The following is a 22,862-nucleotide window of genomic DNA, read 5'->3' on the forward strand; positions in this document are numbered from 1 at the left end:
GAAATAGCGTGATTTCAGTTCAGACAACACGATTCAAATATTTGCTGTAATCTGTCTGCACCGCAACATAATCCTCGTGCATCAAAGGAGAAGTAAAAATAAAGTCAGCCGTAGCCCGATTCGAAGCAACCGGAATATTCCAGACAACACATAACCTCAACAATGCTTTAACATCCGGATCGTGCGGCTGGGCTGACATCGGATCCCAGAAAAAAATCAGCAGATCAATTTTTTCCTCTGCAATCATGGACCCAACCTGCTGATCGCCGCCCAATGGGCCACTAAGCAAAAGTTCAACGGGTTGATTAAGCAAGGCTTCGAGTAATTTCCCGGTTGTCCCGGTGGCATATAAACTATTTTTTGAAAGCAGCTCACGATTTGAATTTGCCCAATCCAGCAACTCTACTTTTCTATTATCATGCGCTACCATCGCAATGCGTTTGCGGACAGCAATCTTTCTGAAATTTTCCATCAATTGTGAGTTAACCAAAGATTTTTAACATTTGAATTTTCATACGTCCCGAATATAATTTAAATACCGGACAGCCAGCACCTCCCGGTCAAAATGATTTTTGGCATACCAATATCCATTTTCACCTTGTTCCCTGACCAGCAATGAATTATCAATATAAAAACGAATCTTCTGGGCGAAATCCTTCGGATTCTCTGGCTCTATAAAAACACCCGCATGGGCGTCTTCTACTAATTTTCTTGAAATACCATCAATTGCCATGAGCACAGGCTTTTTACAGGAAAAGTAATCGAAGGTTTTATTTGAATAAATGGTTTTGAAGTTATTCGTTTTCTTTAAAACCGAAGTGCCCATATCCGATGCGTGAATGTAATTGAAGACTTCAAACTTTGAAACCGAATCAATAAACCGAACATTTTTAAGATTACGTTTTTCCGCTTCCTTAATCAGAAATTGCTTTTGTGCGCCGTCCCCGATAAGCAGAAAGATGACATTGGTATCTGTTAGTAATTCAGCAGTATCCAACATTTGAACCAAATGATTGGCAATACCATGTGCCCCGACGTATGTAATTACAAATTTATCCTGCAACTGATGCTGTTGTCTGAATTGTGCATGATCAAATGTCGAAAGTGCTTTTTCAGCATTTGGAAAGTCTGCCGCATTGGGGATATATATGATCTTTTTTGGATCAATTCCTTTTGCAATCAAGCATTCCTTAAAAGCCGGTGTCAGGACATTGATCAGTTTTGCTTTTTTATACAGATAAGATTCAAACCAATAAGCCAGACGAATCAGATTTTTGTTTTTTAAAATACCAAGATCAATGGCAGATTCCGGCCACAAATCTCTTACTTCAAAAATAAAAGGAATGCCTTTCCACCAGCTCAGAAACAAGCCAGTTATGCCAACGAAAAGTGGAGGTGAGGTAACAATAATCACGTCGTAATTTTCTTTTGCATAAAACAAACCACCCAAAATAGCAGATAGTGCAAATGAAAAGAATGAGATTATCCTTCTGGGTATACTTTTCGAATTACCACCGGCGAAACAGCGAATTACCTGAATTCCGTTACAATTTTTAGCTACATGAAAGAATTTCCTGTTATGACGATTTATACCGGTTCCCATATAATGCGTCATGCCAGCAAGCACAGTCACATCATGGTCATTCTCTTTCCAAATCTTGCTTATTTCATTCCAACGCGATCCGCCTCCCTCATCATCTTCTAGGAAAAACTGATGTATCAAAAGAATACGCATTTGGGCTTTCGGTTTTAATTTTTACACCAATTTCTGTCTTTATATATCGTTCGGTCGTGTTGAAAACGATCCGATAAGCCGTCTTTTTTTCTCCATAACGATCGGCATACCATCCCTTCGTCTTTGTTAATTTTATTTCATCGCCGTTTTTAAGATTAGCCGTGATATCGAAAGTTTCGAAAAAATCATCTGACGGATGCCAGATTTGAGACATTACAAGATGCTCTGGTGCATTCTCAATCCAGTCTTCCACAGTCCATTGAGCAGAACCGAACGATTTGGAAACCTTGCGTCTGTGAATAATATTTTTACCCAATTTTTTAAAACCAATAAACCAGCCATCAAAAACTGTTTTATCCTCTTCAACTTTCCAAAATCCATTGCTTTTCCGGATCCAATCGTACCAGATAAATCGGTCACCTTTTCTCATTTGGTCAAAATCTCCGAGCATAACCGTGTTGTGAGAAGCCGTTCCCGAAAAATAGTTCGTCCATTTTCTTTCCGTATTGTACTTGAAAGATCCTGCGTCCCGAAGAATATTTTTCCCTTTTATCCAAATATCAAGATGCAGATTATCTGACTGAAAAGGGCGGTTTTGGTAACTTCCACAGCGGAGAAAGGTTATGGTCTCGTGATCTCTTAAAACGTAATAACCTCCTTTTGAAAATGAGTATTGCTGAATATTTTCAGGACCAATTTCCGAATTGCCGACACGATCAGGAATTCCAAGCCATATTTTTTCCTCTTGCCAGGGACCTGTTCCATAGTTTAATTTTTCTCCCAGCAAGTTTCCAAGCGCCAGCAGCTGCGGACGAAAATCCCGAAAATCGCAATCTGATAAAGGAAAGAATAAAGCTCCATCGTTATTTCCATAGTTAGGTAACTGTCCGGATTTTTGGTCCTGACAAGTTTTGAGAAAATGTAAAGATTTCCGGGCACGGTCATAGACAACCGGTCTCCAAATTTCATGATTGAGATGCGCCAAATGAATTCCCCAGTTAAGCAGCTGAACAACAACCCGATGATAATTCATTGAGAATTGAAGAAACGTTCCGTCTTCATAGATCTGACAGGCTATTTCCTCTTCAAACCATAACTTGCCATTTTTCTTCCACAACTTACTTCCCGGAAAAAATGGATACAGGAGCCCGATAAGATACAAACCCAGCGTTTCCGTCAACGCATGATTATTTCGGACAGCGATGCGGGAAAAGTTAATATTTTCGGCCACATGCCGCATTTGTTGATAAATGCTGTTGATGATTTTTGAAAAAAGCTGGTCATTTAATGAAGACGAATTTTTGTAGTAATGCAACGCGAAAGTCCAGTTTAAAACTCTCAATGTAATTTCCTGTCCGCATTTCCAGTTAGGTCCCTGATTGACTGGATTTGAATCGATCCAGTAATTTATTTCCTTAAAAACAGTTTCAGACTGATCCTTTCCAAAATGATAATCGTACCGGATCAAGTCGTATAAAAAGGCAAATCGCGATTTTTCCCAGACATATTTGATATCTCCTGTACTGGTCGAAAAATCAGGAATTTCCGTCCAGTGTTTAGAAATGTCATACCGAAATCCACTTTCAGGATTTGTCAGCCAATCTTGAACGGTAAAATATTTTGAAGAAAAGAATAAAATTTTATTACGCTGAAAGGCTTTAACCCGGCTCGCAAGTACTTTTAAATCGGGATGAAATTCTTTAAAATCTGAGACTTCCGGCAGAAAAAATCTGACAGACAGATTCTGCCATTCTTTTAAAGAAATAAAAGTTTTCTCTTTTGGGTGTACGGGAAAGCGGATCTTTAATATACCAACAGTTCTCTGGAATTCAAACCAGAACCTGAATGCAATGTAGCGGAAACCCATGTTTTGAAGAAGCTGTAAAGCATCAAGCAAAGCAGTTATGCCTTTAACAATTTGTCTCATGGAAGTGTGTGTGTAAGCCTAAATGCAAGATAGAGAAGCAGCGTCAACTTATCTATTTAAGAGATTACATTTTCAAAGGTTATCTTTGAAGAAATTTTGTACTGCTTTTTAAGAAGATATTTTAAAAAACATATTTTCTTAATCACACCTTAAAACCCGGCAGTAATTTTAGTTATAACTTGTGAACATGACTCCAACGAATCCTACAAAATATACGGTACCTGTTATCAAAAAAGACCAGCCGGACGATACCTATAAATTTCAGCCTTTGCCTGCGCCGACCGGCCAGTATCCATATCATTTATCCTTGCAGCAAATTTTACCAGAAGTCAATGAGGACGTGACGATTTTTCACATGTTCGGGGATACAGGAAGCGTCAGAAATCCGGCTTTTCAACATTTTGTAGCTGCGGCAATGGCCAACCAATGTGAAAGTGATGAAGACGAAAAACCTCAGTTTTTATATCATTTGGGGGATGTTGTTTACACTTTCGGAGAAGCTGACAAATACTCCACCCAATTTTTTGAGCCTTATCAAAAATATCCCGGCCCTATTTTTGCCATTGCCGGAAATCACGATAGTGATGTAAATCCCAATGCTGCCAAACCATATCAGAGCCTGGACGCGTTCAAAGCCGTTTTTTGTGATACGGAACCCAGACCTATTGCCTTCGGGCTCGGTATGGAGCGAAAAAGTATGATCCAGCCAAATATATACTGGACATTAAAAACACCTCTGGCCAATATTATCGGACTGCATGGCAATGTTCCAAAATTTGGTGTGGTTACACCGGACCAGAGAAAATGGTTTAAGGAAGAGTTAAAAGCTGCTGGCCGGGAACAGTCAGAAAAAGCATTGATCGTGGCTTTGCATCACGCACCCTATACAGCAGATATTAATCATGGTTCCAGCATTCCGATGATTGAATTTCTGGAAGAAGCTTTTGAAGAAACCGGCGTTTTACCTGATATTGTTTTCAGCGGTCATGTCCACAATTATCAGCGGTTTACTAAAAAATATAAAAATGGAAAAGTGGTTCCCTTTATCGTCGCAGGCGCAGGCGGGTATGATGAATTGCATCCGGTTGCGCAACTTAGTGATCCGCGCTTTTTTACTGATCCAAAATTATTTGAAGGGGTGAATATGGAAAGTTATGCTGACAACAAGCATGGATTCCTAAAAATTGCCATAAAAAAAACAAATGGAAAACTGACACTGCTGGGAAAGTATTACACCATTCCGCTGAAAGAATTACCAGACAATGAGATGACTACAACTTTGGCTGATCAATTTGTGCTTGATCTTTAATTTGAAAACGAAATGCGTCTAAAGCAAAAAAAGCGAGTTATTACTAACTCGCTTTTTTGTGGGCCCTGCTGGATTCGAACCAGCGACCCCCTGCTTGTAAGGCAGGTGCTCTGAACCAACTGAGCTAAGAGCCCTTTCGGGATTTTCAAAATAACAACGCTTTTTCTACTTTCAGAAAAAAGATTAAAAAAAGCGGGTTATTACTAACTCACTTTTTTTGTGGGCCCTGCTGGATTCGAACCAGCGACCCCCTGCTTGTAAGGCAGGTGCTCTGAACCAACTGAGCTAAGAGCCCCTCTTGTCGTCATTCGGGAGTGCAAATATGCACGACTGATTTTCTTTATCCAAATTATCGTTTAAAAAATTTTACTAATAATTTTTAAGCAACTGATAATCAGAAATAAAATTATTCAAAATTCAGGTATAATGTTACTGTATGCGATGTCAATCTGCTGATACCTGTGTTGGATGAACCTTGAAAAACATTTTTTAATCCATGGGAAAAGCGTAATTCAGGTGCAAATTTGAAAAACTCGAAAAACCGTTCGTAACCAACACCATAGTCAAGCGTAAAATCTGAAGTCTGGGTATCAAGCCTTCCATTACTGGTTCCACCTCCTCTGCTTCGTTTCACATTGGTTTCAATTCCCATCGTCACGCCGGCAATCATATACATTCTGGTATTAACCCGGCGCTTGGATTTATATTTCACAAGCAAAGGAATTTCAAGCCAGGTCGATTCCCTTTTATTTATTTTATCAGGACTATTTGGATAGCTGTATTTCAACTCCCTTTCGTATAGTGAAACCGACGGCGTGGTGCGGATATCAAACCGCTCGTTTAAATACGCATTAATCGTAAAACCCATACGGAACGCTCCTTTCATCGGCGACTGAATCAGATAAGCTGAGTCACCTGCTGTTGGAGAGCCGCTGGGCTCGCTATGCCGGAAATTATATCTCGTAAAAGGAACTGCAAATAAAATCCCGTAGTGGATTGGTTTATCGTCATAATATTCCAGATGTCGCCGAACATATCCTTGTCCCTGTGCCTTGGCTTCCTGTGATACCACAAAAAAGAACAAGATTCCAATAATTACTTTTGTCCTGTGTAAATGGAGCAAATCCCGAAGGTTAATGGTATGCATTTAGTATTTTTAAAACCTGCTTTTTTATAAATTTCAAGAAATGCCTCCCCATCCGGAAATGCCTGAACAGACTCAGGAAGGTAGGTGTAGGCAGAACTGTCCTTTGAGACGGTCTTTCCTATCGTTGGTAATATATATTTGAAATAAAAGTTATAAAACTGTTTAAACGGAAAAGATTTTGGTTTAGAGAATTCTACGACAACACAGGTTCCTCCAGGCTTCATCACGCGGTTCATTTCGGTAAGCCCAGCCAACAAATTCTGAAAATTCCGTACTCCAAACGAAACGATAACAGCGTCGAAATAATTGTCTTTAAAGGCTAAACTTTCCGAGTCGCCGCTTTGTAAAGTTATAATATCCTGCTTTCCAAGTTTGACAATTTTCTCACGCCCAACGGCCAGCATTCCTTCGGAAATATCAACGCCAATAATCTTTTCAGGTTTTAATGAAAGTGCTTCAATAGCGAAATCACCCGTACCCGTTGCGATATCGAGGATCACTTTTGGCTGCTGCTTTTTCAATAATTTAACTGCTCGCTTACGCCAGTAAATATCGACGCCACCGCTTAAAACATGATTCAATAAATCATATTTCGGAGAAATGTTATCGAACATTTCTGCTACCTGTTCCCGCTTGCTGCTGTCCTTATCTTTATAGGGTACTACACTCATTTTCGATTAGCATAAAATTAGAATTACAAAACTAACAGATATTTATCGGTTATGGTTTTGAATCCTATATGTAAAGTTTGCATAAACTGCTGATTTTTAAGAGAAGCACGCTTATAAAAAGGCAGATAGTTTTAAATTTGTTACAAGGCAACACACACTTTATAGATATGATACGTAAATTTTTACAATTTTTTATTGTAATTACTCTATATTTCCCCACACACGCGCAAAGACGCCAGAGCTGGAACGAGGCTTATAATCGTTACAAAAACGGAAATATGGTGTCGAAAGTTACATCCCGTTATTCGCTGACGGTTCGCGGTGGACTTACGCAATTTTATGGCGAATTGCAGAAACAGGATATGCATGGGATGCTTGGCATGGGAGTGGACCGGAAATTCAACAACCCTTTTTCTTTATCTTTCGAATATACTTTGGGGAAACTTGGCGGCGAAGAAATCCCCTTTTTCAATTCCTACTTTATAAATGAATATAATACAATCGAGTTACTGGTCAAATGGAATTTGTCTGAACAATTTACTCAAAACCCCGACAGAGAGCTGGATGTACATTTCTACGGTGGTTTAGGGCTCATGATGTTCAGTGCCAATGCCTATGACATTACCAGTAATAGGTTATTGAGATTTACGAACAGCGCATCCAGTGCACGAAACCCGCTTTTCCTTCGCTGGGGAAATCCTCGCGGCAGTCCTGGAATAAAAAAAACAAACGAACGTGTTATTCCGGCCGGCTTTTCGATTGACTACAAACTTTTTGAAAAACTTTGTTTTGGTGTTGACTACCGATTTTATTTTGTTCGGACAGATAAGGTGGATGCAACATCTGGAATCCGATTGATCAATCCTGAGGAGGCCGACTCTTACAGCAAAACCCCCAATGACAAATTCAGCTACTTATCGCTTTCCGCAACATACCGATTTAGCAAATATCCCAAACGCGGGAAAAGATAAAGGATTTTTATCTTTGTTAAATACAAACAGCTAAACAAACATACTTTTGGCTTCCATTGCTTATAATCTTTATCCAACCCTGTTAAATCTTTTTGATCGTTATCAGAAAGGATACATCGAACATCAGGATTTTTTAAACCGGATCAACCGCGTACCTGTGCCGCAAACGGACGCGCAGGCCAGAGGTTCCTCATTTGAAGAAGCCGTAATAAAAGGAGTTAATGAAGAGGCTTTTGATTCAGAGATTCTTGACAAAGTCCGCGCGCTGTTGCCTCGCCCGATGATGAAAACGCAGGTATATTGTGAACATCAACTCGACAATGTTATGTTATATGGGTATGTGGATGTGATTGGAAAAACGCTCGCCGTTGATATTAAAACAACAACCAGTTACCAGGAAGGCCGCTTTGCGCATAGTCATCAAAACTTTTATTTACCTGCCTTAAGATCAAAAGGTATACGAACTTTGAGATACGTTATCACCGATTTCCAGGATGTGTACCAGGAGAATTATGATCAGACAATTGATTTTTCAGTTCAGGAAATTCAGATCAGGCTATTTTGTGATTTTCTTGAAGAGCACCGTGGTGAGATAACGGATAGGAAGATATTTGGGAAGTAATAAATAAATTAAGGTTCGTATAAAACGAAAGTTAGATCTGAAACCTGACCAAACTGTTTATCTGCGGACAGCAACGGAATGCCTAAAAAAATGGCAGTAGCCGCTACAATTGCATCCGGAAGTTTTAGAGAATAATTTCTGCGGATTTGTTTTGTGATTTCTTTGATACCTTCATTAATATCTACAATCGCGCAGTCCTCTAAAAACAAGTCTATCTTCGCCTCTTCTGCGGATGTAATTTTCTTGTATCCTAATAATACCAATTCGTTAATAAACGAAACGTAAAAAACTTTATCTTGAAGATACTGTACTAAAATAGAATCTCCATTTAAAACGTATAGAGCTATGTTAGAATCTAATAAAATATTAATCCCACTCATCTCTCATTCTTTTTTGAATGACCATGGGATCTTCTTTTAATTTTATTGTGCCTGCATATTTTTTCATGTCAGGCTTCTTTTGGGTGCTTTTAGCAGTTTTAATTTGCTCATCGACCTTATCGAATGGTATCCCCTTTTTTAATATAATTGTCATATTGGATGGATTTTATATGAATTTACTAAAAAAATCACGTGAATCCACGATAAATTCTGCTTTCCAAATATTATTTTTTAGACTTCTTGCAAAAAAAGAAATCCTGCTAGAATTTCTTCTAACAGGATTTGTGGTGATGGACGGAATCGAACCGCCGACACAAGGATTTTCAGTCCTTTGCTTATATAAGTTCTATAGCTTCCGATACAGTGGTTATATTCTGATTATGAAGTCTTTAACCCAAATTTGGTTTATTATGATTTCATTTGAAATCAGGTAATATCATGAATTGTTTACCAATTGTTTACGACATTTTTTTTTACTTACTTTGATGTATGGCAACAATCAAAGCAGTACTCAAACCAGATAAAAAGAAAGATGAAACGTTTCCGATTGTAATTCGGATAACGAAGGATCGCAAAACGAGCTACGTTCCTGTAGGCTTCAGTGTCAAAAGAATTCATTGGGATACTGGCCGGGGATGCTGTCGGAACAATTGCGATGATGCTGTAAATATAAACAATCAAATAGCACAACGGATTGCTGAAATCAGTCAACGGGCTGTTGATCTTGAAAAAGAAAGACCCGAAATCTCTGCCGCTTCCATTAAGGCGAGCAAGAAGAAAAGATCAGTCCCTATGTTTTTTGAGCAAGCAGATGAATACCTTGAAAGCCTTAAAGAGGCAGGAAAATACAATCAATACACAGCCGACAAACCTCGGGTTAACCACTTCAAAACATTTTTGAACGGAAACATTTCCTTTCAGGAAATCAATGTTTCCGTTTTGGAAAAATTTAAGTCTTACGTCAAAAATAACTTGAAACTGTCAGAAAGATCGGCGGTCAATCACCTATCGATGGTTAGGTCCGTTTTTAGTTATGCAAGAAAAGGAGAGTTGATCAAGCCAGACCTAACACCATTCGGGAAAGGTAAGATAGTAATAAAGTTTCCAGAAACTGGAAAAATCGGTTTGAACGCAACAGAGATAAAATCTTTGGAAAATGCAGTCTTACCTCCACGCCCACATCATTGTCGAAATTTATGGCTGTTCTCTTTCTATTTTGCCGGCCTGCGCGTGTCGGACCTCTTACGTTTAAAATGGAGAGACTTTCAAAACGGGAGGCTGGTCTACATCATGGGTAAAAATGATAAGGGGGGTTCACTGAAAGTTTCTCAAAAAGCACAAGCAATTTTAGATGAGTATAGAAATGACAAACGCTCCGAAAATGACTTTGTATTTCCAGAACTGAAAGGTGTAGACCAGAAGGATCAATTTATCATGGAACGCACTATCGCCTTTAAGACAAGCGCTATCGACAAGTGTTTAAAGAAGGACGTAGCACCTGCGGCAAGTATTGAGAAAAAACTGACGATGCACATTGCGAGGCATTCTTTTGCGACCGAAGCTGGCGACAAAATCAATATTCAAATGCTTCAAAAGCTTTATCGTCATTCACAAGTCACTACTACAATTGGGTATCAATCAGCATTTATAAACAGAGATGCAGATGACGCTTTGGATGCCGTCTTAAATCCGGGTAAAGTAAAAAAGAAGTCAACTACAAAAAAGGCTTCAACAAGCGAATCAACAAAAAATTAAGATATTAAAATGATGAACAGCGTTTTGCGAATTGGATCATCAAATTGGCATCTTTGTATATATAGTATTATTTATTTGATCAGTTCACTACTATCTATCTAAAAGTTTAATTTTTCGGAAGTGACCCATCATTTTACATTATATCGGAATACCAAATGACTTGACATAGAACAATTCCCGGTGTACAATATCAAAACAATTTACAGTCGGAGGCGTAATGAAAAGTGAAAAAATAATTGAATATTTCACTATTGGCCATCGCCTAAGCAAATTATTAACATCTGAGAACGGCTATTATTTACCACAAGTTGGCGTATCTGATATTGATAGAGCACTAGATGAGCATTTTTTTATGAACCCCAATCCAGACTTGGGTTATAATGTCACGAAGGTGCTTAAACAAAATGTTGATTTTATAAACGGCCCTGACTTAGTAATTTGTTCTCAGGAAAGCATTGATGATGATATACAACCAGACTTTGCTTTGATCTATGAATGCTTGGATAAAAAAACAGAATTAAACAATCCAGTATCTTTTCAAGCAAATATTGTCTTTGACAAATCACGCATTGCAGGAGCATTGGAAGTATTTAAGCAGACAATTCAAGTACTTACGATAAAGTCAAATTCTGAAAGTCCTATAATTGACGCAGATCCAGAAATAATTTTAGGTATCAACAAACTTATAGAATCCACTAACCCGGCAATATCTGATCTAATGGCTAATTCTGGATTTACGCGAGACAAAATAAATGAAAGCGCTAATGTGATTTTGTATCGTAAGTCTGTTGGGCTAACTAGATCTTTAAAGTAAATTCGATATAGAAATATCAAATTTTTCAACGGTAATTGACCGTTCTGTCAATTGCTAGTACTATCCAAAAACAACTTAGATTGTAAATTAAAAAAACTAGATAAAATATAACACTACGAATCTTTATCAAATAGATGCACCGACCCAATTGATTCAAATAAAAACTCAGCTCTCTCGGCATGATAAGTTGAAATAACATCAAGACCTAAATTCTTATAAAGTGTGCTCAATTGAGAATTAACATTTCCCAGTGATAGAATATCTTGAAGATCAAAATAAGCATCGTAGGCTTGGGCATATATTTCCATAGCTTCTAAATTACGTCCATGTGCTTCTGCTACTTGTCCAAGATAAAACCAAGCATTAGTACTACCTAAGTAGCTGTCACAATCTTCATATAGCAATAACGATGTTTTAAATAACTCTTCGGACTTTTCTAGTGATTTTCTAATAAGAGAAATCTTACCTAGCTCTAGGAAGCAGTTTGCCTCCGAAAGTGGATCAGAAATTCGTTGAAATAGAACTAGCGCTTTTCCCAGCATCTCTTCCGCCCTTAGATCCATATCCTTTAGAAAAGCTATCTGAGCAAGACTGAAAAAGCAATTTGCCATCCCAAGGGGAAATGTAAGAAACTCAAAAATATTACTCGCTTTTGTTATGAACGTCTCTGCTTCTGAGTACTCTCCTAGTCTAATTTTTAAATTAGCTAATGCAATTCGGCAATTACCTTTACCCAAAAGATTTCCCTCAGAGATTCCATAATGTTTAATAGCATTTAAAATTGATTGTTCTGCCCTCTGAATATTACCCTGAGAAATATCTAACTCAGATTCCACAAGCAGGCAATTCGCCATACCAATATTAGATCCGCTCTTTTCAAAAAGGGTATATGCGTCTGAAAAAAACTCTTTCGCTTCTATCAATGCCCCTTCCACAGCTTTGATTTGTCCAAAGTAGGTCAGACACTCTGCTACCCCTAGTTGCATCTGCTCATGTTCATACAAATCCTGTGCAATAGAAAAAATATCAGCGGCAGATTGGTTTTTACCTTGCTGAAATTTAATTTTTCCAAGAAATTTTGCACACTCAGCTAGATTAAAATAATCTTCTAAATCTAAATATATTTTGTAGGCTATATCAAAAAACTTTTCCGCTTCCTTAATTCGTCCTAGAGTCTCAAGTATGATACCAATTGACGATGCGCAATTCGCATGATGCTCTTTCCACCCATTTTTAGCACTTAATTTTCCTGCTTTTATCATTAAACTAAGTAAATTTTTGGTAGATCCCATACCTATTGCAATTTTTGTACAACGACAGATTGCAGTAATACAAGAGTTATTCTCAGTCATCAGCATATCGAATGTGTGCAAAATGTTCGACCAAGATCTATTTAGCTCTTGGAACGATGCTTCAGACTCCTGTGCCTTAAGGGCATTTGTCATCGCAAGTTCTAGATAATGATTATGAAATTTTTTTAAAAAGCTAGCATCATCGATAGCCTCATTCAAAACATATTGTTTTATAGAGGGAAGTATGTGGACCATTCCTGTACCGGTCTCACTCACTAATCCAACTCCCTTCAAACTGTCAATAAAGTCAAATCCCTCTTGAAAAATTGAGGTAATATGCATTCTACTTGCTGGTTTAGGCAGCGAGCACAGTGCTTTAAAAAATTGACGCTCAGTTGAACTGAGCCTAGGACTATAGTATGATAAAGATATAGATAGTTCCAAATTGAAGTTTTTGTCAACTTCCCTATCCTTTATTGTCAACATTTTTATCTTTTGATTTTCCCAAGCTTTCATCAGATCTGAAAGTTTTTCCAAACTTCTCGATCGCTTTGCTAATAACATTATTGCAAGAGGCAATCCTTCAACCTCATTTATAAAAAAATTTATGAGTGGGTCTTGCACAAACTTGTCATCGCTATGATAGTTGAAAAGTTGATGGATCTCTTTCGGATCAAGCGCAGTTATTACGTGCCCTTTCCATTCCATATCAAGTGGAACATACTCACTACGGAACGTAATTACGACAGAAGTAATATTTTCAAGCCTTTTTAGAAATGAAGTAATGCCGTATTTATCAAATTCATAAGGCGTCTCAAAATTATCCAGAACCAATATTTTTTTCCCCGCAAGGCTTTCTAAATGAAATAAGATGCTATTTTCAAGTGACATCTTTTCGATAATGCTAGGAAGTTGAATACATTCAGCAACTGCATTCAGGAATGATTCAACATTATTCAAGTTTTCGCAGTATACTACAAATCGGTTATCCGCAAACGTGTCGACAACATTACTTTCATTTATCAAATTAAGAGCAAAATTTGTCTTTCCAATTCCAATTGTTCCCAATATTGCAAGAGTATTTTTGCTATCCGTTAAATATTCAGCAAATTGTCTAAGCTCTCCTCTTCTTTTTTTACCAAGAAAAAACGGTGCAGAGTCAAATGTTATGGAGGACTTCGACTTTATTTGCCCCGTGATACTTTTCTCTATTAAATACTTTTTATTTTGATACTCTTTGAAAAAGTCGAGTCGAATTTCCTCTATATCTTCTAGATCTTTACCAGGAACGTACTCAAAAGTATTTGCTGTATTTTTTTGAGATAATCTAAACTCCAACCATTTGCCAACTCCAACATACCGACAGTACTTATCTAAAAGCGAATAATTTGCGAAATACCGCCTTGGTATTTTTTTATAAAATTTTCGAGTAAAAAAATTCTCAACTGCCTCGTCAGAGATATTTTCCAATCCAGGAATTTTTTTCATCTCTTCAGAGATTTGCTCATAATGGCTACCTCCCAATGGGTAATTATAGTCTGTAACTCCAATTTTCTGCTTGATCTTATACACGAGTAGATCAATGCAATACGGGTTGTGAATCGTCAGATTTTGCTGTTCCATCTACTAAATATTCCGTTACAACGAAAATACGTTGAAAATACGCTAAAAATACGCTGTCAGGCAATCTTGCATCTATTTTCTTTGTCTCAGAGACGTCGAGCAGCACAAAGACAAACATTATCAACTTTAACAATCCAGATTTAACGACATCAAATGCTATATGAAACTCACCACGCAACAAATACAATGTGAGCTGGAAAAACGCTGTAAGCGTGACTAGAAACTTAAAAATTTACCAAATACAGTCCTCGGACCAACCCATTCATTAGTTTTTTAAATATTGAACGACCAATCCAATAATAATTAAATCTCACTAAATTTTATAACATATTCTTAAAATTATGAACATAATTTCAATTGACGAAGAAGCTTTTTATGAGCTTTTGAACACAGTCGGCGACTACATGAAAAACAATTTTAGTCCCGAACAAGAAAGGTGGATCACTGACAAGGAAGCCATGCGCCTTCTAAATATCCGTTCAAAGACAAGTTTACAATCAATACGAGACCGGGGCCTCGTGAGATTTTCCCAGCCTCAAAAGAAAATTATTCTCTACGACAGGATATCAATTTTGAAATACCTTGATGACCACGTAGTAGACGTATACAGGTAATAGTGCCTCGCCTTTAGCTATCAACACACTTCAAATCCAGTTTTTAACCGAAACGTCACTTTTGTGACGGTGACGTCTTATTGCTTAATTTTTATCAAACCGACCTTAAAAAGGCAACGCGAACGGCCTAGAAATGACGCATTCACCTTCAACAGCGAAAATGATGAGCCCATCAGAAAAAGCAAGAGAACAAGCCCGTAAAGCTGAAAAAGCCGCCGAAGAAGCACGGCGGTTTGCTAAACAGGCACAGAGAGACGAAAAGAAACGGAGATAACCGTTTCGTGTCCACTTTTCAGGGAGGGAAAATCCCTCTCTGAATATTTAGCCTCGACTAACTTATAGACAGCTAGTCACCGGCTCCATTTATCAACCAATTCTTGGAGACAACTGTAACCGACAAAAAATCGGATCAGGATCACCATGTCTAAATTTTATTAAAAATGAAAAAATTCGACCTCGACCAGCCATTGATTGAGCTGGTCAACGGAAACCAAAAGAGTCTCTGGACGGTACGCAATTCACTCGAGGGGACACAAATTTTCGGCTCAACTGGTTCCGGGAAAAGTTCTGGAAGTGGAAAAATGCTGGCAATCAAGATGTTACAGAAAAATTTTGGCGGTGTTGTTCTATGCGTAAAAAAAGACGAGGTAAAAGAATGGAAAAAATACTGTGAGCTTACCGGGAGACAGGAAGATCTTATTATCCTGGAACCAGGCGGAAAACATTACTTCAACTTTCTGGAATATGCGACTAAATCCTCTGATGGAAAGCTTCTGACGGATAATATTCTGGCCCTTCTGAAAACGGTAATCGCATCGGGAGAGTCGAAGGATAGCGGGCGGGAAAATGATGCTTTCTGGTCATCCGCACTCGATCAGTTGATTGCAAATGTCGTTGAGCTAAGTTTTTTAGCGTTTGGAAAGACCTCCGTGGAAATCATGTACAACATTGTACAGACGATCCCGCAAGATAGAAAAGACCTGGAAGCCGGGATAAAGGAAGGTAGACAGAAGCCATTTTTTATCGCTTTTGAGAAAGCACAGCGGAATGTCGATGCTCAGGTGAAAGCCTGGTATGACAGCCTGTCCCAGTTCCAAAAAGACAAAATGGAAAAAGATGGATCCTTGCAAGAGACGATCATCGATAAGTTACCCCATGCCCGAATGCTTAAATTCGTGGATCAGTTCTTCATGGAAACTTATGTAACCTTAAGTGACAAAACCAGATCGATTATCGATTTCTCTTTTTCCGGATTTTTGTTTCGGTTATTACGCGAACCAGCCTATTCTTTGTTTTCCAAGCATCCCTCCACTGTTCTCCCGGAATATACTTTCGCTGGTAAAATTGTGGTGCTTAACATTCCTGTTAAAGAATATCAAAAGGTCGGAAGGGACTGTCAGGTAATATTCAAATACGCTTTTCAGAAAGCAGTTGAGAAACGACATGTAGACGATTACACGCGACCCGTCTTTTTGTGGAGTGATGAAAATCAATTCTTCCTGATGCCGGAGGATACGGACTTTCAGACCACCTGTCGAAGCTCCAGAGTGGCATGTGTCTATTTGACACAAAACCTCGCTAATTACTACGCCAATATGGGTGGAAACAAGTCTGAAGAACGCGTAACAAGCTATTTGGGGTCACTTAACACCAAAATATTCCATTGTAATGCGGATGTGGCAAGCAACAAATTCGCCTCGGAGCTTATAGGAGAAGACTATTTTGAAGACGTTTCCAAAAGCATTTCGAAAGGCAAGGATTTCTCACAAGGAAGAAGTACCGGGCGGAAGCTGGAACGTATCGTTCGTCCAGAGCACATTTCGAAATTGAAGACTGGAGGAGCTCTAAATAATTTTCGCGTCGAAGCTTATCTCCATCGTCAAGGCCAAGTCTTCGCCAACGGACAAAATCACAAAAAAATCATATTCAATCAGAATTTCAGGCCTTAAATCAATGTCTCACAATTAACCATCAAACCAATGAAAAAGAACATCTATTATCGGACTATGTATTTGCGTCCGAATCCGATCAAGGAGTTTTTAAGTGACGTCTTTTACAAAATCTGTAGCTACCCCCGAGCATTTTTGGAGGTCTTCATTCGAAAGAATTTTGGGGAGCGTTACTTTTCTATTCACATATGTGTAACGCTGTTCACATGCCTTTTCTTCCTACCGATGATACCGATGTTTGCTCCCTGGACTTATCGGCACCCCTCATTCACCGAGGTCTTTTTCGGCAACATCACTTGGTACATCTTCTTAGGCGTATTTCTGGCTTTTTCCATTCATAGAAAGAATGAAATCAAGCGCGTCGCATCTGATTTTGATTTCAAGAAATTCACGCGGTATTCCGGTGATATTATGCCTGAATTCCTCAATGCCAAATTCAAAGGAAAGTCGTTGTCGTTTCGGAAGGTGGAGACCATTGTTGAGCCCCTTTTCTTCTTTGTGATTGGCATCACCCTTCTCTTATTTGCACAGAAGATTGGCATCGTCATCATGCTTTCCAGTGTCTTTTATTCGCTCAGTTACTTCATTGCTTACTGGCGTGGTGATACCATAATCCTTGACATGATTGATGAAATAATTGTCAACGAGTCAATGTTCGACTTGTTCGTTGAGGGAGATGAGTATGCATCAAAGGATGGATTCCGAATAGTGGGTGATCGCCCTGTGGATCCAAAACTCAGGGCACAAGTGGCAACCAATATGAGTGTAGGTGAAGACGAGCCATTTGAGGCAATGTAGTGCACCCTAACACTGTTAGGGCAGATGTCTGATGAAAAAAATTGAAAAAATAGGGCACTGTTAGGGCAAGCTCCCTGTCGCAGTTCAAACCAAGAATTACGGCAGGGAGCTTTACAAATCCAATCACCAAGTGCGGCATTTGAGATCGGATATTACTGATCATTAATACACTGCCCACTCATTGATTTGCAATCCCGGATTTCCATGCAAGCATTTAACCACTTCCTATATGACCGTTACTTTTCATGAATATATCTTAATCACCGGATTTCGGAACGGCTTCTTTTCAGTTAATGCATTTCCTAAAAAGTGGCGATTTATAGTGCTGCGCGAATTGGAATTTTTACAGCACGAAAGGCTCATTTGCACATGCGCTGTGAATGACTACCACATTGTCCCGACGCTGCTCGGAGAAGCAATGATCGAACAATTGATATCAAAAAAAATCTACTCCGCCAGCAGTACCGGTATCCATACCAATACGTAGCCAAGCAGGCGCTTTATCATCAGCACCACACAGCGCGTTCAAATTTGCTGACCATTATTCAGAATAGATGACGGTTACAAAAACGTGAAATTTCCCGAAAGCGAGGAGAAACCATTTAAAACTTCACGACATGATCAGGATGATAGTTGTGTCCTCTTCGGACAACGCCAAAAAATATTTCCAAGATGCCTTATCTCGGTCGGACTATTACCTGAACGACCAGGAAAGGCCGGGAATCTTCATGGGCAAACTGGCGGGACGCCTTGGCATTACTGGAACTGCCGACAAGACGGTCTTTGAAAAATTATGTGATAATATTGATCCGACGACCGGAGATTCCCTGACGCCCCGGTTTCGCGATGATCGTATCGTGGGCTATGATATCAATTTTCATTGCCCGAAAAGCGTATCAATCGTTCACGCGTTTTCTAAAAATGATCATATTTTAGAAGCATTCGAAGATGCGGTTTCTGAGACGATGCAGGAAATAGAAAAAGATGCCCAAACCCGCGTTCGTGTCAATAATCAAAACGAAGATCGTAGTACGGAGGAATTAATATGGGCAAGCTTCACCCACCAAACAGCCAGGCCTGTTGAAGGCAGGCCGCCAGATCCGCATCTGCACAGTCATAATTTTGTATTTAACGCCACATGGGACGATACAGAAGAACGGATAAAAGCAGCCCGTTTCCGGAATATCAAAAGTGACATGCCTTACTACCAGTCCCGATTTCACAAAAGGCTGGCCGATAAAATGACTCAACTTGGATATGAGGTCAGACGAACCAGAAAGTCTTTTGAAATCGAGGGTGTCCCCAAACACGCAATTGACCATTTTTCGAAAAGGACAAACGAAATTGGGCACATAGCAAAAATTAATGGGATAACTGATCCAAAAGAGCTGGATGGGCTTGGAGCCCGGACACGTGGAAAAAAACAAAAAGGCCTGACCATGACCGAGCTGAAATCAGAGTGGCGAAACCAAATTCGCAGTCTGGAAGCAGAACAGCATGGGGAACATAACAAGCCTGTCAGATTTGCCCCGGCAGTTGAAAAAGTACCTATTCCTGCCGAGAAATGCGTTGATCATGCCATTCAAAATGGCTTTGAACGCGCCTCTGTTGTCAAAGATCGTCGTCTGCTTGCAGAAGCGTATCGCCATGCAATAGGCGATGTCTCGACCACTATTAGCAACATTGACGATACATTCCGAGATGATCTTCGCATTATACAGGTGGACACCCAGGATGAAAAATTATGCACAACGCATGATATTCTTGCTGAGGAGCGCTATATGGTCAGGCTTGCACAGGAAGGACGCGGCAAGCATTTACCTTTGTATAATGAAGCCCCTGCTATCAATCTGGATGGTCAACAGGCCGATGCGATCAAGCATGTACTGACATCTACCCACCGTGTTTCCATTATTAGAGGAGCTGCCGGAACCGGGAAGACCACTTTGATGAAGGAAGCGATTGATTTAATGGAGAAGGCCGGGAAAACTGTCACTGTTGTTGCGCCGACGGCGCAGGCATCCAGAGGCGTGCTTCGAGACGAAGGTTTTAAAAAAGCGCAGACGGTAAGTAAGCTTTTTGAAGATAAGAAGATGCAGGATGAGTTGAAAGATCAGGTTCTATGGGTCGATGAAGCAGGGCTGGTAGGAACCAAAGATATGGTCGCACTTCTGGAATTAGTATCGCAGAAAAACGCCAGACTTATCCTTGGGGGCGATACACGTCAGCATTCCAGCGTCCTAAGAAACGATGCTCTTCGTATTATAAACACTGTTGCAGGTATAAAATCCGCCGAAGTCAGTAAAATATATCGCCAACAGGAGCCTGTTTATAAACAAACAGTGGAACACCTTTCAAAAGGCAGAGTTAAGGAGGCCTTTGATAAATTGGACGAAATGGGCGCCATCACATCCATCGATCCGTTAAAACCCAATGAGCAACTCGTAACAGATTATTTGGAATCAAAAAAGCAAGGTAGGACTGCCTTGATCATATCCCCAACGCATGAGCAAGGTGATCGTGTTACCGAAGAAATCCGCATAAAGCTCAAAGAAGCGGGTTTGATTGGCAGTGAGGAACACAAGGTAAGAAGATTGCAAAATTTGAACCTGACAGAAGCCCAGAAAGCGGATTGGCGCAATATTGAGAAAGGTAACGTGATCCAGTTCAATCAGCACACTATTGGCATAAGAAGAGGCAGTGTGTGGAATGTGTCTGAGAGCAATGAAAAATATGTGATTTTAGAAAATGGCACCGAAATGAAAGTTGGGTTGCCCCTGTCGCGAAGTAAAGATTATGACGTGTTTCATGACACGGAAATCCATATTGCCAAAGGTGACACTGTCCGTATTACGCGCAATGGGATCGACCAGTCCAAGAACAGGTTAAACAATGGCCAGCTTTTCGAAATTGCCGCAGTTCATGAGCACGGAGATATTGAGCTAAAGCATCCCACAACCGGAAACCAATATCTTATTCCGCGAGAATTTGGGCATCTATCGCATGCGCATTGTATCACCTCCCATGCGTCCCAGGGGAAAACGGTTGATGATGTGTTCATCTCACAGCCTGCTTCAACTTTTGGCGCGACCAATGCCAAACAAATGTATGTCTCTGTATCAAGGGGGCGTCACACGGCCCGCATTTATACAGAAGACAAAGAAGAGCTGATGAAACGGGCCGCAAAAGATGGCAACCGTGAATCAGCGATTGAGCTCGTGAAAAAGCGAGATGGCATTGAGAAAGTTGAACAGAATATTCGAAACGAAATGGCAAGAATTTCACGAGAAGCTGTAATTCCTGCCCCTGAACCAATTATACAACCTCCACAGAAAAGGAATCGTCACTATGAGCCAGGGCTTTAAATCACGATACGATGAAATGAGGGATGCGCCTCCCAAGACTGAACAAGACGAGACGCCAAAAGACGATTCCAGATATTTCGGTGCCAGCCATGTGAGAAGTTTATGCCTGGTCTGGCCTGATGGGAAAAGGATGTTTTTAAACTATGCCTATTTTATAACTGCTGAACTGGATGTGAGCCTTGAAAGAAATTTGATAAAACTCAACTTTTCCACGCATACGGTTCTCCTGACCGGATTCAGGCTGGAAGATCTGTATATGTCCATGATGGAGCATGTTCCGAGAATTATCAAAATTATCGAAGAACGTTATCTGGTCATCGAAGACCCCAAAGGAAGCCTTGTGACAGGCATCGTGGTTCAAAGTAAAGAGAAGGATTAGTTTTAGAACCGGGCAGCTAATCGCTGCCCGGTTCTGTTTTTAGCGTTGTTTATTTTTGCGGACGGTCAAGGCTACTTTTTGTCCTAGAGAGTCCAGCGAAAGGTTTAACCCTTCACCATCTGTGTGTTCCCAGGCGACGCCTGCCTTGATCCATTCGGATTTACCTGTCTCCGGGTTCAGTTTGACAAAATGGACAGTATGTGTCGGGTATTTCTTGGTTGTTTCGTTTTGGTCAGTCATCATCAAATCTCCTTTGTTTGTTGTTGATGATGGAAGCTCTGAGGACCCGTCAGGACGTGATAGCTCCCCGAAGTAAAAAAATCGATGCACAGCGTCTATTTTTTTTACGGAGTCGTCAGAGCATTTTCTTTCTTCAAAAGAAAATGAGGGATAAGCATATCACGGCCTGATGGGTCATGCTGACATCATCTAAAAACAAACGAACAAAGGAGATTTGATTTTCAAGGCTGACTATCGAAATAAATTATATATGAACTAATTTTCCGTATTCAGCTTAAGCCGAGAACTATTCGCAACAAGAGCTGAGTTGCAGCTGTCTTTCATCGTCGCTAAACCTGACGAATTCTTTTACCAACAGGCAACTTCAAGACAAGATTGCGATGTTCAACCAGTAGTCAAACCGGAGGAACAACCGATTATCTGATCATTGAACGATACAAAGACTGTACTATCAGTCAGTGAAGAATTGGCAAAACATGTTAGTTATTTATAATCACATTGCCCGCAGTGCTATTATGGGTGTGACACTTTAATTTCCATGAGCCTAGGCGTGATCCCTGCATGAGATGCCCAAAGCGTATCGCCGTCAATCACAACACCCTTGGTTCCACCCAAATTTATATGCTTGACTGCTTCAATTTGTTTGCCTGTCACCAACTTGTTCACTTGCATACTGAATAAAATTGCAGCCGTTGAAAAAAGAATGGGCTTCAGAAATGCAGTTGCGTGTGATTTGAATTCTTCCAATTTGGTTTGACTGTGCATCATAACGCTCCTTTGGATGTGATCGGTTCATCTAAAATAAATAGAAAAAAAATCCAAAGCAAGCGATAACTTGATTTTACCTCCCTTTTTTAGAAATGATTATGTATATCTGCAAAAGAATGACTACTACAATGAGCGCCTCAACCACGGTGAATTTTTTTAATATATCTACCGCCCATACTGGCACACCAATACTTACGAAAAGGTAGATTTCTTTCCATAGCCTCTTGAGGATTTCAAGCAAGTGTATCCATTTTTCTTCGATAATTGTTCCAACTCTGGCCTTATAACGATCCCACAATTCGCCAATGGATTTTTCGGTTAAAATCTTCGGTGTTTCTTCTTTTAACATCTTCGGTATACGAGACCCAGTTGCAGGCGTGTTTCCACTAGGATTAAGCAACTGCTTTCCTGTTTCATTATCAGAAGACTTACCTTTTATGTAGGAGACCAGCAGCGTTCCCGCCGCAAAAATTACAAATCCGACCCAGTTTCTCATCGCTTTG

Annotated in this window: 23 protein-coding genes and 3 tRNA genes; 12 read left to right on the top strand and 14 right to left on the bottom strand. The window is 39.8% G+C overall.

Translation table 11 applies throughout. The features are described 5' to 3' along the window. Positions 1 to 19: 19 nt before the first annotated feature. From AC1XUO_RS18115 to AC1XUO_RS18125, 3 genes are read right to left on the bottom strand one after another with little or no spacing between them, the layout of a single operon-like run. Positions 20 to 472: a methylglyoxal synthase gene (locus tag AC1XUO_RS18115; protein WP_483331184.1), complete on the bottom strand. Its 453-nt coding sequence runs from the start codon at positions 470 to 472 to the stop codon at positions 20 to 22. A 39-nt stretch (positions 473 to 511) separates the two neighbouring features. Further along, complete coding sequence (locus tag AC1XUO_RS18120) at positions 512 to 1,735, bottom strand: glycosyltransferase family 4 protein (RefSeq protein ID WP_483331186.1); 1,224 nt, start codon at positions 1,733 to 1,735, stop codon at positions 512 to 514. Continuing rightward, on the bottom strand, positions 1,695 to 3,662 hold the full coding sequence (locus AC1XUO_RS18125) for an alginate lyase family protein (RefSeq protein WP_483331187.1): 1,968 nt from the start codon (positions 3,660 to 3,662) through the stop codon (positions 1,695 to 1,697). The genes AC1XUO_RS18120 and AC1XUO_RS18125 overlap by 41 nt, the downstream gene beginning before the upstream one ends. Before the next feature lie 187 nt (positions 3,663 to 3,849). On the opposite strand from AC1XUO_RS18125, the gene AC1XUO_RS18130 reads away from it, so the two are divergent. Continuing rightward, on the top strand, positions 3,850 to 4,971 hold the full coding sequence (locus AC1XUO_RS18130; protein WP_483331517.1) for a metallophosphoesterase family protein: 1,122 nt from the start codon (positions 3,850 to 3,852) through the stop codon (positions 4,969 to 4,971). Positions 4,972 to 5,030: 59 nt separating this feature from the next. Here AC1XUO_RS18130 and AC1XUO_RS18135 read toward each other — a convergent pair. The 4 genes from AC1XUO_RS18135 to ubiE form a co-directional block, all read right to left on the bottom strand. After that, a tRNA-Val gene (locus AC1XUO_RS18135) sits at positions 5,031 to 5,105 on the bottom strand. 86 nt (positions 5,106 to 5,191) lie between these two features. After that, a tRNA-Val gene (locus tag AC1XUO_RS18140) sits at positions 5,192 to 5,266 on the bottom strand. Positions 5,267 to 5,377: 111 nt separating this feature from the next. Next, positions 5,378 to 6,118: a type IX secretion/gliding motility protein PorT/SprT gene (gene porT, locus AC1XUO_RS18145; protein ID WP_483331188.1), complete on the bottom strand. Its 741-nt coding sequence runs from the start codon at positions 6,116 to 6,118 to the stop codon at positions 5,378 to 5,380. Beyond that, positions 6,067 to 6,789, bottom strand: a complete 723-nt coding sequence (gene ubiE, locus AC1XUO_RS18150) for a bifunctional demethylmenaquinone methyltransferase/2-methoxy-6-polyprenyl-1,4-benzoquinol methylase UbiE (RefSeq protein WP_483331189.1) — start codon at positions 6,787 to 6,789, stop codon at positions 6,067 to 6,069. Before ubiE ends, porT begins: the two co-directional genes overlap by 52 nt. A 167-nt stretch (positions 6,790 to 6,956) precedes the next feature. Between ubiE and AC1XUO_RS18155 the strand changes: the two genes are divergently transcribed. Next, a complete protein-coding gene (locus AC1XUO_RS18155; RefSeq protein WP_483331190.1) occupies positions 6,957 to 7,760 on the top strand; it encodes a hypothetical protein in 804 nt (267 codons plus the stop codon). A 46-nt stretch (positions 7,761 to 7,806) separates the two neighbouring features. After that, positions 7,807 to 8,382, top strand: a complete 576-nt coding sequence (locus tag AC1XUO_RS18160; RefSeq protein ID WP_483331191.1) for a hypothetical protein — start codon at positions 7,807 to 7,809, stop codon at positions 8,380 to 8,382. Between the two features lie 8 nt (positions 8,383 to 8,390). Here AC1XUO_RS18160 and AC1XUO_RS18165 read toward each other — a convergent pair whose 3' ends face one another. The 3 genes from AC1XUO_RS18165 to AC1XUO_RS18175 all read right to left on the bottom strand — a co-directional run bounded on the left by AC1XUO_RS18165 (position 8,391) and on the right by AC1XUO_RS18175 (position 9,116). Beyond that, positions 8,391 to 8,762, bottom strand: a complete 372-nt coding sequence (locus AC1XUO_RS18165) for a type II toxin-antitoxin system VapC family toxin (RefSeq protein WP_483331192.1) — start codon at positions 8,760 to 8,762, stop codon at positions 8,391 to 8,393. Further along, positions 8,749 to 8,916: a hypothetical protein gene (locus tag AC1XUO_RS18170; protein WP_483331193.1), complete on the bottom strand. Its 168-nt coding sequence runs from the start codon at positions 8,914 to 8,916 to the stop codon at positions 8,749 to 8,751. Before AC1XUO_RS18170 ends, AC1XUO_RS18165 begins: the two co-directional genes overlap by 14 nt. Before the next feature lie 131 nt (positions 8,917 to 9,047). Beyond that, positions 9,048 to 9,116, bottom strand: a tRNA-Phe gene (locus AC1XUO_RS18175). A 135-nt stretch (positions 9,117 to 9,251) separates the two neighbouring features. Between AC1XUO_RS18175 and AC1XUO_RS18180 the strand changes: the two genes are divergently transcribed. After that, positions 9,252 to 10,517, top strand: coding sequence for a tyrosine-type recombinase/integrase (locus tag AC1XUO_RS18180; RefSeq protein ID WP_483331194.1), 1,266 nt, complete (start codon positions 9,252 to 9,254; stop codon positions 10,515 to 10,517). Positions 10,518 to 10,734: 217 nt separating this feature from the next. Beyond that, the gene (locus AC1XUO_RS18185; protein WP_483331196.1) at positions 10,735 to 11,331 is read left to right on the top strand and encodes a hypothetical protein; all 597 of its coding nucleotides are present in this window, start codon (positions 10,735 to 10,737) and stop codon (positions 11,329 to 11,331) included. A 113-nt stretch (positions 11,332 to 11,444) separates the two neighbouring features. On the opposite strand, the gene AC1XUO_RS18190 is transcribed toward AC1XUO_RS18185, so the two are convergent. Further along, the gene (locus AC1XUO_RS18190) at positions 11,445 to 14,246 is read right to left on the bottom strand and encodes a hypothetical protein (protein WP_483331197.1); all 2,802 of its coding nucleotides are present in this window, start codon (positions 14,244 to 14,246) and stop codon (positions 11,445 to 11,447) included. Positions 14,247 to 14,587: 341 nt separating this feature from the next. Here AC1XUO_RS18190 and AC1XUO_RS18195 point away from each other — a divergent pair, with 341 nt between their 5' ends. From AC1XUO_RS18195 to AC1XUO_RS18225, 7 genes are all read left to right on the top strand, one after another. Beyond that, the gene (locus tag AC1XUO_RS18195; protein ID WP_483331199.1) at positions 14,588 to 14,860 is read left to right on the top strand and encodes a helix-turn-helix domain-containing protein; all 273 of its coding nucleotides are present in this window, start codon (positions 14,588 to 14,590) and stop codon (positions 14,858 to 14,860) included. 133 nt (positions 14,861 to 14,993) lie between these two features. Further along, positions 14,994 to 15,134 (top strand): hypothetical protein, encoded by a 141-nt coding sequence (locus AC1XUO_RS18200; RefSeq protein ID WP_483331200.1) that lies wholly within the window; start codon positions 14,994 to 14,996, stop codon positions 15,132 to 15,134. A gap of 166 nt (positions 15,135 to 15,300) precedes the next feature. Next, complete coding sequence (locus AC1XUO_RS18205) at positions 15,301 to 16,809, top strand: TraM recognition domain-containing protein (RefSeq protein ID WP_483331201.1); 1,509 nt, start codon at positions 15,301 to 15,303, stop codon at positions 16,807 to 16,809. Positions 16,810 to 16,839: 30 nt separating this feature from the next. After that, on the top strand, positions 16,840 to 17,607 hold the full coding sequence (locus tag AC1XUO_RS18210; RefSeq protein WP_483331202.1) for a hypothetical protein: 768 nt from the start codon (positions 16,840 to 16,842) through the stop codon (positions 17,605 to 17,607). Positions 17,608 to 17,836: 229 nt separating this feature from the next. Continuing rightward, the gene (locus AC1XUO_RS18215) at positions 17,837 to 18,094 is read left to right on the top strand and encodes a hypothetical protein (protein ID WP_483331203.1); all 258 of its coding nucleotides are present in this window, start codon (positions 17,837 to 17,839) and stop codon (positions 18,092 to 18,094) included. A gap of 130 nt (positions 18,095 to 18,224) precedes the next feature. Next, complete coding sequence (gene mobF, locus AC1XUO_RS18220; protein ID WP_483331204.1) at positions 18,225 to 20,972, top strand: MobF family relaxase; 2,748 nt, start codon at positions 18,225 to 18,227, stop codon at positions 20,970 to 20,972. Next, positions 20,956 to 21,351: a hypothetical protein gene (locus tag AC1XUO_RS18225; protein ID WP_483331205.1), complete on the top strand. Its 396-nt coding sequence runs from the start codon at positions 20,956 to 20,958 to the stop codon at positions 21,349 to 21,351. Before mobF ends, AC1XUO_RS18225 begins: the two co-directional genes overlap by 17 nt. Before the next feature lie 39 nt (positions 21,352 to 21,390). Here AC1XUO_RS18225 and AC1XUO_RS18230 read toward each other — a convergent pair whose 3' ends face one another. The 3 genes from AC1XUO_RS18230 to AC1XUO_RS18240 form a co-directional block, all read right to left on the bottom strand. After that, positions 21,391 to 21,681, bottom strand: a complete 291-nt coding sequence (locus AC1XUO_RS18230) for a hypothetical protein (RefSeq protein WP_483331206.1) — start codon at positions 21,679 to 21,681, stop codon at positions 21,391 to 21,393. Positions 21,682 to 22,104: 423 nt separating this feature from the next. After that, positions 22,105 to 22,359: a hypothetical protein gene (locus AC1XUO_RS18235; protein ID WP_483331207.1), complete on the bottom strand. Its 255-nt coding sequence runs from the start codon at positions 22,357 to 22,359 to the stop codon at positions 22,105 to 22,107. 73 nt (positions 22,360 to 22,432) lie between these two features. Continuing rightward, positions 22,433 to 22,855, bottom strand: coding sequence for a hypothetical protein (locus AC1XUO_RS18240; protein ID WP_483331208.1), 423 nt, complete (start codon positions 22,853 to 22,855; stop codon positions 22,433 to 22,435). Between the last annotated feature and the right edge of the window lie 7 nt (positions 22,856 to 22,862).

It is taken from the genome of Dyadobacter sp. HNCC25DJ186 (genome assembly GCF_056895235.1).